This is a genomic window from uncultured Nisaea sp., from assembly GCF_963974195.1.
GTDB lineage: Bacteria > Pseudomonadota > Alphaproteobacteria > Thalassobaculales > Thalassobaculaceae > Nisaea.
Map to the genome: position 1 here is coordinate 1 of NZ_CAXBDC010000061.1, position 14,835 is coordinate 14,835.

At 62.2% G+C, this 14,835-nt stretch carries 18 protein-coding genes; 17 read left to right on the forward strand and 1 reads right to left on the reverse strand.

The window, feature by feature from the left end; all coding sequences use genetic code 11:
- From AAC126_RS13940 to AAC126_RS13970, 7 genes are all read left to right on the forward strand, one after another.
- The coding region (locus AAC126_RS13940; protein ID WP_339854303.1) for an acetyl-CoA C-acyltransferase at positions 1-751 on the forward strand (751 nt) is incomplete at its 5' end.
- 5 nt (positions 752-756) lie between these two features.
- Positions 757-2,265, forward strand: a complete 1,509-nt coding sequence (locus AAC126_RS13945; protein ID WP_339854305.1) for a 3-hydroxyacyl-CoA dehydrogenase — start codon at positions 757-759, stop codon at positions 2,263-2,265.
- A gap of 18 nt (positions 2,266-2,283) precedes the next feature.
- Positions 2,284-2,616, forward strand: a complete 333-nt coding sequence (locus AAC126_RS13950; protein WP_339854307.1) for a hypothetical protein — start codon at positions 2,284-2,286, stop codon at positions 2,614-2,616.
- A 17-nt stretch (positions 2,617-2,633) separates the two neighbouring features.
- The gene (locus AAC126_RS13955) at positions 2,634-3,029 is read left to right on the forward strand and encodes a tautomerase family protein (protein ID WP_339854309.1); all 396 of its coding nucleotides are present in this window, start codon (positions 2,634-2,636) and stop codon (positions 3,027-3,029) included.
- Positions 3,030-3,842: 813 nt separating this feature from the next.
- Positions 3,843-4,052: a hypothetical protein gene (locus AAC126_RS13960; RefSeq protein WP_339854311.1), complete on the forward strand. Its 210-nt coding sequence runs from the start codon at positions 3,843-3,845 to the stop codon at positions 4,050-4,052.
- Positions 4,049-4,315, forward strand: a complete 267-nt coding sequence (locus AAC126_RS13965) for a type II toxin-antitoxin system RelE/ParE family toxin (RefSeq protein WP_339854313.1) — start codon at positions 4,049-4,051, stop codon at positions 4,313-4,315. The genes AAC126_RS13960 and AAC126_RS13965 overlap by 4 nt, the downstream gene beginning before the upstream one ends.
- Positions 4,316-4,626: 311 nt before the next feature.
- Entirely contained in the window at positions 4,627-5,937 is a 1,311-nt protein-coding gene (locus tag AAC126_RS13970; RefSeq protein WP_339854314.1) for a hypothetical protein, read from the forward strand.
- Positions 5,938-6,008: 71 nt separating this feature from the next.
- Here AAC126_RS13970 and AAC126_RS13975 read toward each other — a convergent pair whose 3' ends face one another.
- On the reverse strand, positions 6,009-7,058 hold the full coding sequence (locus AAC126_RS13975) for a lipoate--protein ligase family protein (RefSeq protein ID WP_339854316.1): 1,050 nt from the start codon (positions 7,056-7,058) through the stop codon (positions 6,009-6,011).
- 385 nt (positions 7,059-7,443) lie between these two features.
- Here AAC126_RS13975 and AAC126_RS13980 point away from each other — a divergent pair, with 385 nt between their 5' ends.
- From AAC126_RS13980 to AAC126_RS14025, 10 genes are all read left to right on the forward strand, one after another.
- Entirely contained in the window at positions 7,444-7,926 is a 483-nt protein-coding gene (locus AAC126_RS13980; RefSeq protein ID WP_339854317.1) for a PAS domain-containing protein, read from the forward strand.
- Entirely contained in the window at positions 7,923-8,555 is a 633-nt protein-coding gene (locus AAC126_RS13985) for a LysE family translocator (RefSeq protein WP_339854319.1), read from the forward strand. Before AAC126_RS13980 ends, AAC126_RS13985 begins: the two co-directional genes overlap by 4 nt.
- Positions 8,556-8,642: 87 nt before the next feature.
- Positions 8,643-8,945: an alkylphosphonate utilization protein gene (locus AAC126_RS13990; protein ID WP_339854320.1), complete on the forward strand. Its 303-nt coding sequence runs from the start codon at positions 8,643-8,645 to the stop codon at positions 8,943-8,945.
- Positions 8,946-9,060: 115 nt separating this feature from the next.
- Entirely contained in the window at positions 9,061-10,209 is a 1,149-nt protein-coding gene (locus tag AAC126_RS13995) for a M14-type cytosolic carboxypeptidase (protein ID WP_339854322.1), read from the forward strand.
- A gap of 2 nt (positions 10,210-10,211) precedes the next feature.
- A complete protein-coding gene (locus AAC126_RS14000; protein WP_339854324.1) occupies positions 10,212-10,568 on the forward strand; it encodes an arsenate reductase in 357 nt (118 codons plus the stop codon).
- 6 nt (positions 10,569-10,574) lie between these two features.
- Positions 10,575-11,693, forward strand: a complete 1,119-nt coding sequence (locus AAC126_RS14005; RefSeq protein WP_339854326.1) for an FAD-dependent oxidoreductase — start codon at positions 10,575-10,577, stop codon at positions 11,691-11,693.
- Positions 11,674-12,009: a (2Fe-2S)-binding protein gene (locus AAC126_RS14010; RefSeq protein WP_339854328.1), complete on the forward strand. Its 336-nt coding sequence runs from the start codon at positions 11,674-11,676 to the stop codon at positions 12,007-12,009. The genes AAC126_RS14005 and AAC126_RS14010 overlap by 20 nt, the downstream gene beginning before the upstream one ends.
- On the forward strand, positions 11,996-13,399 hold the full coding sequence (locus tag AAC126_RS14015; RefSeq protein ID WP_339854331.1) for an NAD(P)/FAD-dependent oxidoreductase: 1,404 nt from the start codon (positions 11,996-11,998) through the stop codon (positions 13,397-13,399). The genes AAC126_RS14010 and AAC126_RS14015 overlap by 14 nt, the downstream gene beginning before the upstream one ends.
- Before the next feature lie 14 nt (positions 13,400-13,413).
- A complete protein-coding gene (locus AAC126_RS14020) occupies positions 13,414-13,998 on the forward strand; it encodes a peroxidase-related enzyme (RefSeq protein ID WP_339854332.1) in 585 nt (194 codons plus the stop codon).
- Positions 13,999-14,013: 15 nt separating this feature from the next.
- Entirely contained in the window at positions 14,014-14,820 is an 807-nt protein-coding gene (locus AAC126_RS14025) for an alpha/beta fold hydrolase (protein WP_339854335.1), read from the forward strand.
- Positions 14,821-14,835 lie beyond the last annotated feature (15 nt).

The window sequence follows — 14,835 nt, forward strand, 5'->3', positions numbered from 1 at the left end:
GATGGAAAAGCAGTACGGCACCGATTCCATGCCGGAGACGGCGGAGAACGTGGCCGAGCAGTTCCAGATCAGCCGCGAAGACCAGGATGCCTTCGCGCTGCGTTCGCAGCAGAAGGCCGGTGCGGCGATGGAAAACGGCCGTCTCGCCCGCGAGATTGCCTCGGTCGAGATCAAGGGCCGCAAGGGCGCTGTGACCGTGGTCGATACGGACGAGCATCCGCGCCCCTCCACCACGCCGGAAGCGCTGGCCAAGCTCGGCACCCCGTTCCGCAAGGAAGGCGGGTCCGTCACGGCCGGTAATGCCAGCGGTGTGAATGACGGTGCTGCCGCCATGATCGTCTGCTCCGAGGAAGCCGCCAAGCGCTACGGCCTGACCCCGCGTGCCCGCATCGTCACCGGTGCCGCCGCAGGTGTGGAGCCGCGGATCATGGGCGTCGGCCCGATTCCGGCCAGCCGCAAGGTGCTGGAACGTGCCGGCCTCAAGGTCGACGATCTGTCCGTTCTCGAGCTGAACGAAGCCTTCGCCGCCCAGGTGCTGGCATCGCTGCGTGAGCTCGGCATTGCCGACGACGATCCCCGTGTGAACCCGAATGGCGGCGCCATCGCACTCGGCCATCCGCTCGGTGCCAGCGGCGCCCGTCTGCTGATGACGGCGACCGAGGAGCTGCACGACAAGGGCGGCAAGTACGCGCTTTGCACCATGTGCATCGGCGTCGGCCAGGGCATGGCAACCATCATCGAGAAGGTCTGATCAAGATGGCATTCGATGCGAACCGCGCCGATTTCACTGTCGGCGTGATCGGCGCCGGCGCCATGGGGCAGGGGATCGTTCAGGTCTCCCTGCAGGGCGGCATGAACGTGGTCCTGTTCGACGCCAAGAAGGGCAGCGCCGAAGCAGGCCGGGAGCAGGTGATCAAGCGCCTGGAACGGCTGGTCGAGAAGGGCAAGCTGACGGCGGATGCCGTTGCCGCCATGGCGGACAAGGTCAGTGTCGCGAAATCCCTCGCGGATTTCTCCGGCTGTCACACGGTGGTCGAGGCGATCTTCGAGAATCTCGAAGTGAAACAGCAGGTCTTCTCCGATCTGGAAAACCATGTCAGTGCCGATTGCCTGCTGACCTCCAACACCTCCTCGCTGCCCATCGGCTCCATCGCCCGGGTCTGCAAGAACCCGGAACGGGTCGCGGGCTTCCACTTCTTCAATCCCGTCCCGCTGATGCGGCTTGTCGAAGTCATTCGCGGGCCGGGGACTGAGGAATGGGTTATGGACGGTCTCTGTGCGCTCGGTGAGCGTATGGGCCGCACGCCGGTCAAGGTGAAGGACGCGCCGGGCTTCCTCGTCAATTTCGGCGGCCGGGCCTTCACCACCGAGGGCCTTGCCGTGGTGCATGAAGGCGTTGCCACTCCGGCGCAGGTCGATGCGGTGATGCGCGATTGCGGGCATTTCCGGATGGGCCCGTTCCAGCTCATGGATCTGACCGGGATCGACGTGAACTATCCCGTCTCGATGATCGTGCACGAGCAGTACAGCTACGATCCGCGCCTGCGCACGGTGCCGCTGCACAAGGCATTGTACGATGCGGGGCGGTTCGGCCGGAAAACCGGCATCGGTCATTTCCGCTATGACGAAAAGGGTCAGGAGATCGACACGCCGAGCCCGGATCACGAAACCACGGCCGCACCTGCGGTACAGGTCTATTGCGCGGGTTCCGCGCCGGAGCTGGACGATCTGCTGGCAGGTGTCGCGCTGGACGAGACCGATGACGGCAGCTCGCCCATCGTCGCCGCTCTGTTCGGTGAGGATTGCAGCACCTTCGCCAGCCGCATGGGCATCGACCATACCCGGCTCGTCGCCATCGATGTGACCGGTGACACCTCCAAGCGGGTTACCATCATGTCCGCGCCGGGGGCGTCCGAGGATGCGCTGAACGCGGTTTCGGCGGCGTTGCAGAAGAACGGCCGCAAGGTCACCGCGATTGCGGATTCGGCCGGTTTCATCGGCCAGCGCATCCGCGGCATGGTCGGCAATCTCGGCTGCGAGATGGCCCAGATCCAGATCGCTGATCCGGATTCCATCGACCTCGCCATGAAGCTCGGCCTCAACTATCCGCTGGGCCCGCTGGAGATTATCGCCGATCTCGGCGTCGAACGGGCCTTCGCCATCATGGCGGCAATGCATGCCATCAGCGGCGACGACCGCTATCGGCCTAGCGTCTGGCTGCGCCGCCGTGCACAATTGGGGCTGGATATCAAAACCCCCAATTAAGAGACGCGAGGAAACGCCATGAGCGGCGAGAACAATACCGGGACCCCAGAGACCGGAGGGCAAGCACGCAAACCCTTCATCCTGGAACGGCCGCTCTGGCGCGGCGTCTTTAACGGCGTCGTGCTGGCCCTGCTGATGATCGGCGCCCAGTATCAGGGCTGGATCGGCAATGGCCGGGAGGTCAGCGGCGAGGATGTCTACCGGGCCGTGGTTTACGGCCTGGTCTTCGGCACAGCGATGTATCTCTACACCCTGTGGCGCGTCCGGCGGCAGGACCGGGTCCGCAATGCGGCCGAGACCGCCGCCCGCGAAAGCGTCGAATCCCGGCTGCCGCCCTCCGACGAGAAGTAATCTCTCCGGAGACGACAATGGCTCAGTACAAGATCTACGGCGAACGCGCGCACCTCGCCCGCGTCCGCGATGTGCTGTCCGACATCCTGCACGGCTGCAGCACCGAATTCCTGCACCTCCCCGAGGACAAACGCTTCCACCGGTTCATCCCGCTGGAGCCGGAAGATTTCATCCGCCCGGCGGACCGCAGCGCGGCCTATACGGTGATCGAGATTTCCATGTTCGAGGGTAGGGCGCCGGAGACGAAGAAGGCGCTGCTGCACGGGATCATGCAGCGGGTACCTGCTGGGCTCGGTATCCCGGTTGAGGACGTGGAAATCACGATCTTCGAGACGCCAATGGCGCATTGGGGGATACGCGGGAAGACGGGGGATGAGTTGGTGTTGGGATATAGGGTTTCTGGCGCAAGTTAAGTTGTGTCTCCTCGCATCCCCACTCCAATGCTGAAAGTGCGTGTATTTTGTCAATCGAAGAAGTATTGCACCATATAAATTCGAAATTCGTTAATGAATGCGAGAACCAACAAAGGTATCCACACTTCGCATAAATATTTGAATTGCGTCACATGTAAGCTGAATTTTACATTGTCGTAAGTTAAATCAACGTACGTAAAATAGATAAATCCAGGAATTGAAATTAAATTATGAAAGGAAGAAAACGTACGAACGATAATTCGCAAAATACAATCGTACATTCCGCATGTTTCTGGTTTGGTGATGTAGATTAGGAAAAAATGTAAAACAAAAGTCCATATGATAGTAAAAATGAACATTATAGTGTTTGTGAAGATGACGCGCTCGACGCGGGTTTTGCCGAGATTTTGACGAGATAATAGATTTTCAATTTTCATAATCTTACTCGCTTGAATGGAAAGTCCAAATTTTTTGGGGCACGGTACTTAATTTGCGATCTCCATAAACCGTCATCCCGCACTTGATGCGGGACCCAGGGGAGGAAGGCTTGATCGATGATCACCTAGGTCCCGGGTCTCCGGCCGGGGTGACGAATTCTGATTATGGAATTAAAGGGAATTAAAGGGACACACTACTTAATTGTAATATCACATTAACTCGTCATCCTGGACCTCAAATTGCGGGGACACGCTACTAAATTCGATGAGCTTTCAATCGTCATCTCGACCGCTCGACCAATCCGCTACTAGGCCGTGCATTTTGACGCTGAAAGAAGCTTTTGAAGCAACCTGACGGCTGACGTATGCTGGAAGCATGACACAAGCGAAAACGTCAGATATCTCCGAAGTCAAATTCAGCTCGACCGTCTGTCCATCGCCAGAGGACAAGGCGTTGTGGAGCCACCTCAGTGCCGATCAGCGCCGGACTCTGGTCGTCGACAGCGAACAGGCCGCTTTTGAAGGCGGCGTCTCGGAAAGCACATCTCTGTCGGAGCTTTTGAACGAGACCCGCGCCGAACGGTGACGGGATACCGGATCACCGGTCAGGCACGGGCCGAGATCAAGGAAATCATCCGCTATACGGACCGAAATTTTGGGTCTGCCCAGACTCAGGAATATCTGGACGGTCTCTTTTACAGTTTCGAGCTTCTGGCGGATAACCCGGAGCTGGGGCGCGTATGGGCGGCAGGCAAGCGCCGCTATATCTATCGCGAGCATGTCGTCTATTACCGACTGACGGGAAGCGGGCCGCTGATTACCCAAATCCGCCATGGTGCCATGGCATAATGCAATGGCTGCGCAGCGACGTTGGGAAAGTTGAGAAAGCGCATTTATTGGTTCGTTGGATCCTTTCGTCTGTCATCCCGCATTTGATCCGGGATCTATTCCTGGTGCGCACTATCCGATGATCACCGAGGTCCCGGCTCTCCGGCCGGGATGACGAATTGGTAGGGGATGTCTCGGGGCACGTCGGTTGAGATGGGCATGTTGTGCGTGATAGAGAAGGGCGGGACAGAAAGAGAGGGGCGGCGTGCCGTTCAATTGCTCGCGAGCTTCAGCCGTTCCCGTAATTCATACTCTGAGGTAGCCGCCCGAACATGTCGTTGATCGAAAGAATTCAGGCCGGGGACCCTGAAGCGGTTCAGGAAGCTGAAACCCTGCTTCGGGATTCTCCGGAAGAAGTGGAGGACAGCTTCGAGCTCCGCAGAGTCCTGGTGAAGAATTACATCAACTGGAAGGGCCCCCGCCGGGATGCCGGTGTCAGCGATCTGCAGCGTGATACCGAGTCGGCTCTCCGGCATATGCGCGCGCTCCACGCGGTCCACCCGAATATGCATGGCCTGACCCATCAGATGTCCTCTCTGTTGATCGAGACCGGCCGGCATGGCGAGGCGCTGCGGGTCCTCGAAGATCTTCTTAAGGCGGTGCCGGAGAACAAGCTCGGCCTCAGGATGACCATCCTGGAAACGATCGCGAAGGTGCTTGCCGTGCAGGGCGTGTTCGACCGGGCGGCTGCGATGTATGAGAAGGTCTTTTCCAGCGCGCTGGCAGCGTGCGGGCCGACCCTGGACGAGAATCAAAAGGCGTTCTTCGGCTCGGTGCTGGCCCGGCTGGCGCGGATCCGCGTCAATACCGGCGATTATGCGGAGGCGGTGCGGGTGATCGAGGAATTTCCGCATGCCATCGACCTTACGCCTCTCAATAACACTCTGAAACGGGCCCGCGCCTTGCTGCGTGACGGGCCGCCCTCGCAAAGCCCGGACGCGCGGCCGGTCGCGCTGGATCAGCTGACCGTCGCCTGCGTCAAGCACGGCACGAAATACGGGGCGGATTATGTCAATCGCCTGTATGCGATGGTGCGCCGTCATCTGCCCGGGAACTGGCGGTTCGTCTGCCTGACCGACGATCCGGAAGGTATTCATCCCGAGGTCGGGATTATCGACATTTCGAATAATCAGTTCCAGGGATGGTGGGCGAAGCTGGCCCTGTTCGACCCGCAAACGCCGTTCGCCGACCAGACGGTTCTCTATCTCGATCTCGACACGGTCGTCGTCGGAGACATGGGGTTCATCGCGGATCTGAAAGTGGGGTTCTACGTCCTCGAACACGCCTTCAACCCGGGCTACAACTCCTCCGTCATGCTGTTCGACCGGACTTTTGCCGCGCCGGTCTTCGAGCGCTTCACGAAGAGCGATCTCGACCAGCTGACCGGGGATCAGGATTGGCTCGAGGAATGCATGCCCGGGATCGATACCTTCCAGCGTGAGCCTGTCCGCATCTACAAATCGTTCGAGCCGGATCTCGATTCTGCCGGTCTGGCGCAGGCTGGCGCGAAGATCGTGACCTTTCCAACCGTTCCGAAGCCACACCAGATTTCACATGGATGGGTGCCGGAGCACTGGCGCTAGATCGCACCAAGCGCGCCGAGCTGCTTCCCGGGAAATGGACAATCGAACGGGTAGTGGTCTACGTGCCCAGATCACGGCACATGCCGCAGCCATTCCTCGGTTTCGAACTTCTCCGCCGCCAGCGTCTCTGCCGCTGCCATCTCTTCCGGGCTGATCGCCCCGTCCGTTCCGCCATGCAGCGCCTTGAACGTGCCGATGAGGCGCGCGATCACCTCCTCGCGGCTCATGCCAGTCTGGCTGCGCACCGGGTCGACGCGTTTGGCGGCGGAGGTGACGCCCTTGTCGGAGAGTTTCTCGCGGCCGATCCGGAGCACCTGCATCATCTTTTCCGCGTCCATGTCGTAGGACATGGTCACATGGTGCAGCACCATGCCGCCGGAATAGCGTTTCTGCGCCGCGCCGCCGATCTTGCCCTTGGGGCTCGAGATGTCGTTCAGCGGTTTGTAGAAGGCGTCGATCCCGACCTCCTTCAACGCCTGCAATACCCAGGCATCGAGAAAGGCGTAAGAGGCGGCGAAATCCATATGGCCGACCAGCTCGCCTGGCGCGTAGAGCGAATAGGTGATGGCGGAGCCCGGCTCGACGAACATGGCGCCGCCGCCGGTGACGCGGCGGACGATCTGCACGCCGAGCCGGTCAGCGGCTTCCAGATCGACCTCGTTCCTGAGGGACTGGAAATTGCCGATGATGATGGCCGGGCGGTCCCATTGCCAGATCCGCAGGGTCGGCGGGCGACGGCCCGCGGCGACTGCACGGGCGAGCACGTCGTCGAGTGCCAGATGCATGGCGGGGGATTGCGGCGCGGTATCGATGATCTGCCATTCGTAATCGCGCCAGCCCTTGGCAACACCGAGAGCCCGGCGCACGGCGATGGCGACCGCCTCGACCGAAAAGCCGACCAGCGCGGTGCCCGCCGGGATGCCCTGGTCGAGCGCGGTGATGATCTCTTCACTGGAGGCATCGGCGGGCAGGCCGGTCAGCGCGGCGGTGATATCGGCGAGGGCCTCGGCCGGCTCCAGAAAGAAATCGCCGGAGATCTGCACGTCGGCCAGTTTGCCGTCGCGCACCTCCAGATCGGCCACCACCAGCTTGCCGTCCACGACCTTGTATTCACCATGCATCTTTGACGCTCCTCTTTCAGCGGGCGGAGATTTGCGCGTTGGGCCGGGTTGCGCAAGGGAGGATCGCCGCTCTCTCCAATCCACGAACACCGCGCTCTCATGTCGTCATCCCGCACGTGCTGCGGGGGCAGGGGATGGAACGCGCAGCCCTGTGATCGACGAGGTCCAGGCTCTTCGGCCGGGATGATGGTGTGGTGGGGGAGGCAACGTGCCGTAGAGGGCTGCATGCCCCGGTTTGCCGGAGCTGCGGGTTTTCGCTATCGTAGAATTATAGTGTGTCTCTTTCACGTGGTTCTGGCCGGCCGATCATTGCAGACAAGTCCTGGAAATAGCGGGTTTTCTCCCGGGTGCCGTGACCCTCGCAAGAGGGGGCGCCGGAGTTGATATGGCCAAATCCGATATCGTCACCGAAAACGATATAAGCAGTGCGCTGATCCTCTCGTTTCACCGTTTTTGGAAGGAGTGCTGCGAGGGTGATCCCATTCCCCACCGCACGCATTTCACGCCGGAAAGCTTGCTGCCCTGGATCGGTCATGTGCAGATCGTCGAAGTCATCGACGGTGGCCGGGATTTTTATCATCGGATTATCGGGACCGTCATCGTCACGGTGATCGGCCGCGACCTGAGCCGGAAATATGTCTCGGAATCCGACTACCAAATCGGTGCCGCCGCGATGCTGGCCCGCTACCGGGAGACGACGGCCCGCGCGATCCCGACCTTCCGGAAGGGCTCCATGATCTGGGCGCTGAACAAGTCCTGGATCCCGTTCGAGTCGGTTACCGCGCCTGTGTCCCATGGCGGCGGCGAGGTTGATCAACTCGTCACCGTGATCGATTTTCCAGACAGGGGAAGGCAGGGAGAAAGATGACTTTAACGGGCTGCATAACGATGTTCCTCGTGCTCGCCGGTATGGCGGCATTGCCAAGTTCCAGCGTGGCGCTGGTGGTGGCCCGCTCGGCCCTGTCCGGGGTGCGGCACGGTCTGGCCGTCGCGGCGGGGATCGTGGCGGGTGATCTGATCTTCATGGCCATGGCGATCCTGAGCATGGCGGCACTGGCAAGCCAGCTCGGCACGCTGTTCGCGCTGATCAAATACGCGGCGGCTCTTTACCTGATCTGGTTCGGTGCAGGGCTGATCCGCAGTCAGTTCGCGAAGCCTGTCCCAGAAGAGCCCGCGCCCGTATCCAAAGCCGCGCGCGGCGGATTGCCGGCAAGCTTCGCGGCCGGCCTGCTGCTCACCCTTGGCGATATCAAGGCGATCTTCTTCTATGCCAGCCTGCTGCCGACCTTCACCGATCTCGGCGCCCTGTCCGGGGCGGATATCGTGCTGCTCTCCGTCATCACGGTGATCGCCGTGGGCGGGGTGAAGGTCGTCTATGCGGTGGCGGCAAGACGGCTGGCCGCCAAGGCGACAGGGTTTGCTTACCGGAAACAGGCAAAGACGCTGGCGGGAGCGTTCTTCGTCGCGGCCGGCGGGTATCTGATCCTGAAGCCCTAGGAGCCGGTGTGGTGTGGCGCCGGTATTGTGCCGGCGGGGCAGGGGCGTATAAGGGATGGCCTTGTTTCCATTCCCGAAAGATCCCTTATGTCCGATCAGGATGACGAATACGTTTATGACGAAGTGACTGGCGAGTGGCGCCCGGCTTCCGAGGTCGCGGCGGAGCAGGCCGCGGCGAACGAAGTGCGCGACGCGGCGGGCAATGTGCTCGCGGACGGGGACTCGGTGTCGCTGGTCAAGGACCTGAAGGTGAAGGGCGCGGGGCAGACCCTGAAGCAAGGCACGGTGATCAAGTCGATCCGCCTGACGGCCAATCCCGAGGAGATCGACTGCAAGTACGAAGGGATCAAGGGGCTGGTGCTCAGGACGGAGTTTGTCCGCAAGCGGTGAGGGGCGCGGCCCGTTCGCTTTCGTTCCCGCGTTGCACAAATCCGTCTCCCCGATCCGGCTTTCCAAACGCCTGCCGCACTACTAACCTCCATTTCTCATTTCTCCGGGAGATCCCATGCTCCGTATCGACGCCGCGTTCGACAGCGGTAATATCGAGGTCGTCTCCGCAGACGATCCGAACGACATCCAGCTCCGCATTCCGGCGGATACCGGGTCCGACTTTTACCAGTGGTTCCATTTCCGCCTCGCCGGTGCGGCCGGGCGCGGGGTGACGATGCGCATCCTGAACGCGGGCGGGTCGAGCTATCCAAAGGGCTGGGAGAATTACCGGGCCTGTGCCTCCTACGACCGGGAAACCTGGTTCCGGGTGCCCACCTCCTATGACGGCAAGGAGCTGACGATCCGGCATGTGCCGGAGGCGGATTACGTTTGGTACGCCTATTTCGCGCCCTATTCGATGGAGCGGCACGAGGATCTGATCGCCGCCGCCCAGCAATCGACGCGCTGCGCGGTGGAGGTGATCGGTGAGACGCATGACGGGCAGACCATCGACATGCTGACCATCGGCGCGGCGGAAGAGGGACGGAAGCCGCTCTGGGTCTTCGGACGCCAGCATCCGGGCGAGCCGATGGCCGAATGGTACATGGAAGGCTTTATCGAGCGGCTGCTCGATCCGGCGGATGGCGTCAGCCGGGCGTTGCTGGAAAAAGCGGTGATCTATGCCGTGCCGAACATGAACCCGGATGGCAGCCGGCGCGGCAATCTGCGGACCAATGCACTGGGCGTGAATCTCAACCGCGAATGGGCGGCGCCGAGCGCGGAGAAAAGCCCGGAAGTGCTGGCCGTGCTGCAGGCGATGGAGCGGCTTGGCGTCGATCTGTCTTTCGACGTGCACGGGGACGAGGCGATCCCGTATAATTTCATCGCCGGAAGCTATGGCGTGCCCGGAATTTCCGACGCGCATGTCGCTATGCTGGACCGGTTCCAGCAGACCTACGCGGCGATGAACCCGGATTTCCAGACCGCGCACGGCTATCCCAAGCCGGCGCCGGGCAAGGGCAATCTCACCACCTCGACCGGTCATATCGCAAACCGGCTGGGCGCGCTCTCCATGACTCTGGAGATGCCGTTCAAGGACGCGGACAATCAGCCGGATCCGGTGCATGGCTGGGACGGGGAGCGCTCCAAGACTCTCGGTCGCAGCCTCGTCGATGTGCTGCTGGCGGTGGTCGACGATCTGCCGCCCCGCATGGAAAGGAACTGAAAGTGACGATCACGGTCTATGGCATTGCCAATTGCGACACGGTGAAGAAGGCCCGCAAATGGCTGGACGCGCGCGGTGTCTCCTACAATTTTCATGACTTCAAGAAGGGCGGGCTGACGCAGGAGCGCGCTGCCGAATGGATTGCCGAACTCGGTGTCGAGAAGGTGCTGAACAAGCGTGGCACCACCTGGCGCAAGCTTGATCCAGCCATCCAGGCGGGCGTCGATGCCGACAGCGCACCGGCTTTGCTGGCCAGCCAGTCCTCCCTGGTCAAACGCCCGGTGATCGATCTCGGCGAAATCCGCCTGATCGGCTTCGACAAGGCGGTGCAGGCCGATCTCGAAACCCTGCTCGACTGACGCGCGATGGCTGGCAGTTCCGATGTCATTGTTGTCGGCGGCGGTCTGGTCGGCTCCGCCGTCGCCTACGGGCTGGCCCGGGAGGGTGCATCCGTCACCATCCTTGACGAAGGCGACGTCGCCTTCCGGGCGTCGCGCGGAAATTTCGGGCTGGTCTGGGTCCAGGGCAAGGGCGACGGCATGCCGGATTATGCCAGCTGGACCCGGCGCTCGAAGGACCTCTATAGCGGTTTCGCGGAAGGCATGCTGGAGCATAATGGCCGCGATATCGAACTGAAGCAGGAGGGCGGGCTTGAGCTTTGCCTCGGCGAGGAGTCATTCCGGGAGAACGAGGAAGAGATCCGCCGGATGCATAATCAGCCCGGCGTCGGTGAGAATGACCGCCGGATGATCGATGCGGACGAGGTGCGCAGGATCATGCCCTTTGTCGGCCCGGAAGTGACCGGCGCCAGCTTCAGCCCGCATGACGGACACGTCAATCCGCTCTACCTGCTGCGCAGCCTGCATGCGGCCGCCCAGCAGCTCGGCGTGCGCTATGTCAGCGGCGCCAGGACACTCTCCATCGCGAAAGACGGTGACGGCTTCCGGGCCGAGACCGGGGCCGGGACTTTCAGGGGCGGCAAACTGGTGATCGCTGCCGGTATCGCCAACAAATGGCTGGCGCCGATGGTCGGACTGGATATTCCGGTGAAGCCGAACCGGGGCCATATCCTGATCACCGAACGGATGCAGCCGATCATGCCGATGCTGCTGGTGAATGCCCGGCAGACCGCCGACGGCACCATCAATTTCGGCAACAGCCACGAGGATGCGGGATACGACACCTCGATCAATCCGACGAAACTCGGCGAGATCGCGCGCAATGTCGTTCGCTATTTCCCGATCCTGAAAAATGCCCGGATCGTCCGCACCTGGAGCGCATTGCGGGTGATGGCGCCGGACGGCTTCCCGATCTACCGCGAGTCCGAGACGGCGCCGGGTGCTTTCAGCATTTCATGTCACAGCGGCGTCACCCTGGCGGCTGCCCATGCACTCGATCTTGCCCCCACCATCCTCAAGGGTGGTTTCAATGAGCGGTTCGCCGCCTTCTCTTCGGAGCGTTTTCATGTTTCGCCGGCTGCCTGATCCGCGCGCCCGCCAGGTGCATTTCACTTTCGAGGGCGAAGCCATGTCAGCCCATCGCGGGGACAGCGTCGCGGCGGCTCTGCTCGGCGCCGGGATCGGCCATTCCCGCACCACGCCGAAATCCGCCACGGCACGCGCACCATATTGCATGATGGGCGTCTGCTTCGAATGTCTGATCGAGATCGACGGCGTGTCGAACCGTCAGGGCTGTCTGGTCGAAGTGCGTGATGGCATGGATGTGCGCCGGCAGCAGGGCGCGCCGGGATTACCCGGAAATTCTTCCGAAGCCGGGGAGGCCGCCGATGACGCGGTTTGATCTGGTTGTGATCGGGGCCGGCCCGGCCGGTATGGCTGCGGCCGTGACGGCTCGGGAAGCCGGTCTTTCGGTGTTGCTGGTTGACGAGCAACCGGAGCCGGGCGGGCAGATCTGGCGGGCGGTCGAGCGTAACAAACGGGATCGCCCGGCGAACCTTTCCTTTCTGGGAGAGGATTATGCCGCCGGTGCCGTGCTTGCCGGCCGCTTCCGGTCCTGCGGGGCGGAATACTGGCCATCGGCGATGGTCTGGCATCTGGATTGCCCGGAAAAGGGCGACAAGAGTGTGGTCGTGGCCCGCAATGGCGGCACGGAGCAGGTTGTCGCCGGGCAGGTATTGATTGCCAGCGGCGCGATGGAGCGCCCGGTGCCGGTGCCGGGCTGGACCCTGCCCGGGGTGATGACAATCGGTGCCGCGCAGACCGTGCTGAAATCCTCCGGCCTGTATCCGGACGCGCCTCTGGTGCTGGCCGGAAGCGGGCCGTTGCTGCTGCTGTTCGCCGCGCAATGCGCCGCCGCCCATATCCCCGTCTCGGCGATCCTGGATACGACGCCCTCCGGCGCGCCGGGACGCGGGTTGCCGCATCTGCCCCGCGCAATGCTGGGCTGGCGCACCCTGCTGAAGGGGCGAAAGCTGCTCCGGGCGATGAAACAATCGGGCGTACCTGTCTATCGCGATGTGCGTGATCTCGCGGCCATTGGCGAGGCAGCCGTGGAACGGGTTCGCTTTACTTCCGGCGGAGAGAGCCATGAGCTGCCCGCGGCAAGTTTGCTGTTGCATGAAGGCGTGGTGCCGAACCCGCAACTGACCCGGCTGATCGGCTGCGATCATCGCTGGAACGCGGCACAGCGGTGCTTCCATCCGGTGCTGGATCCGTGGGGCGAGAGTTCCGTCCCCGGTATTTTCGTTGCCGGAGATGGTGGCGGTATCGCCGGTGCGGAAGCGGCTGCTGCCGCCGGGCATCTTGCCGGGCTGGCCATTGCCGGGCGTACGGGAACGATGTCCGAGGCAGAGCGGGATCTGAAAGCGACGGGACCGGGCGACAGGCTGCTGGCCGCCCGCGCCGTCCGGCCGATGCTCGATGCGATGTATCCTCCGCCTGCATGGATCGCTGCTCTGGACGGCGATATCGCGGTGTGCCGGTGCGAGGAAGTCAGCGCCCGCGCGGTGCGCGGTGCGGCGGCGGACGGGGCTCCCGGGCCAAATCAGGCCAAGGCCTTCCTGCGTGCCGGGATGGGGCCGTGCCAGGGCCGGATGTGTGGCCTGACCGTGACTGAAATTCTGGCCGACGCGCATGGCAAGCAGCCTGACGCTATCGGTTATTACCGAATCCGCCCACCGATCAAACCGGTGACCGTCGGCGAACTGGCGGCACTGGACAGTGCGGGTTAACCTGGAGGAAAGACGTGACTAAAGAAAAAGTGCATGCCCTGGAAGTCGGCCTGCCGGTACCGAATATCGAGAATCTGTCCGAGGAAACCCGGAAATACTGGGAACTGTGCCTGGAAAAGCTCGGCATGGTGCCGAATGTGATCAAGGCCTACAGCTTTGACGACACGCATCTGCGCGGCTTCACCACGCTCTACAATACGCTGATGCTCGGCCCGTCCGGCCTGAGCAAGCTGGAGCGGGAGATGATCGCGGTCGTCGTCTCGTCCGTGAACCATTGTTATTATTGCCTGGTCGCCCACGGCGCGGCGGTGCGTGAGCTTTCCGGCCGTCCGGAGCTGGGGGAAGGCCTCGTCTTCAATCACCGTTACGCCGATCTCGACGAGCGCGAGCGGGCGATGGTGGCTTTCGTCGAGAAACTGACACGCGCGCCTTACGATATGACGGAAGCGGATCGTCAATCCCTGCGCGATGCAGGCTTTTCCGATCGGGATATCTGGGACATCGCCAATGTTGCCGGTTTCTTCAACATGTCGAACCGGGTCGCCAGTGCTGTGCATCTGATGCCTAATCCCGAATATCATGTCGCCGCGCGCGGCTAACCGGAGGACTGAAACGTGACAACGGAACCTGAAGCCAAACGCGTCGAGACGGCGGCCGGACGTGTGTCCTACCGCGAAGCCGGAGCCGGAGAGGGCAAACCGGTGATCCTGGCGCTGCATGGCCTCGGCGGAAATTCCCGGACCTGGAAAGCCCAGTATGCGGACTTGTCCGATGCTTTCCACATCATCGGCTGGGACGCGCCCGGTTATGGCGAGACCATGGTTGTCGGGCCGGACCAGACGGCGTTCGCCGTTCTGGCACTGGCGTTGCTCGACCATCTCGGTGTCGAGAAATTCTCCGTCATCGGTCATTCCATGGGCGGTGTTGTCGCGCAGGCCGTTGCTGCCGAAGCGGGGGACAGGGCGCAGCATATGGTGTTGTCCTGCACCCATTCGGGCAGTGCCGCGCCGTCGAGCCAGCCGCTGTCAGGCAGCTATGCGACGCGGATCGCAACGCTGGAGACGGAAGGCAGCGCCAAATACGCGGCGGCGCGCTCCGGCATGATGGTTGCCGACGTTGCGCCGGACGAGATCCGGGCTCAGGTTCAGGAAATTGCCGCCGGGATTACCGCGCCGGGGCTGCGGACTTGCGCAACCATGCTGCATCACGCGGACACAAAGCCGATTGCACCCGGTATCAAATGCCCGGTCCTGCTGTTCTCCGGGGACGGGGACAAGGTTGTCTCTGAACGTCAATCCGAAGCACTGGCGGCACTCTATCCGGCAGGACGCCATATCCGACTCAAGGGGGCGGGGCATGCTCCGTATCTCGAGGTGGCGGAGACCTATAACGCACACTTGAGAGAGTTCTTCTCATCATAGGCTTGCCTTGAAGGC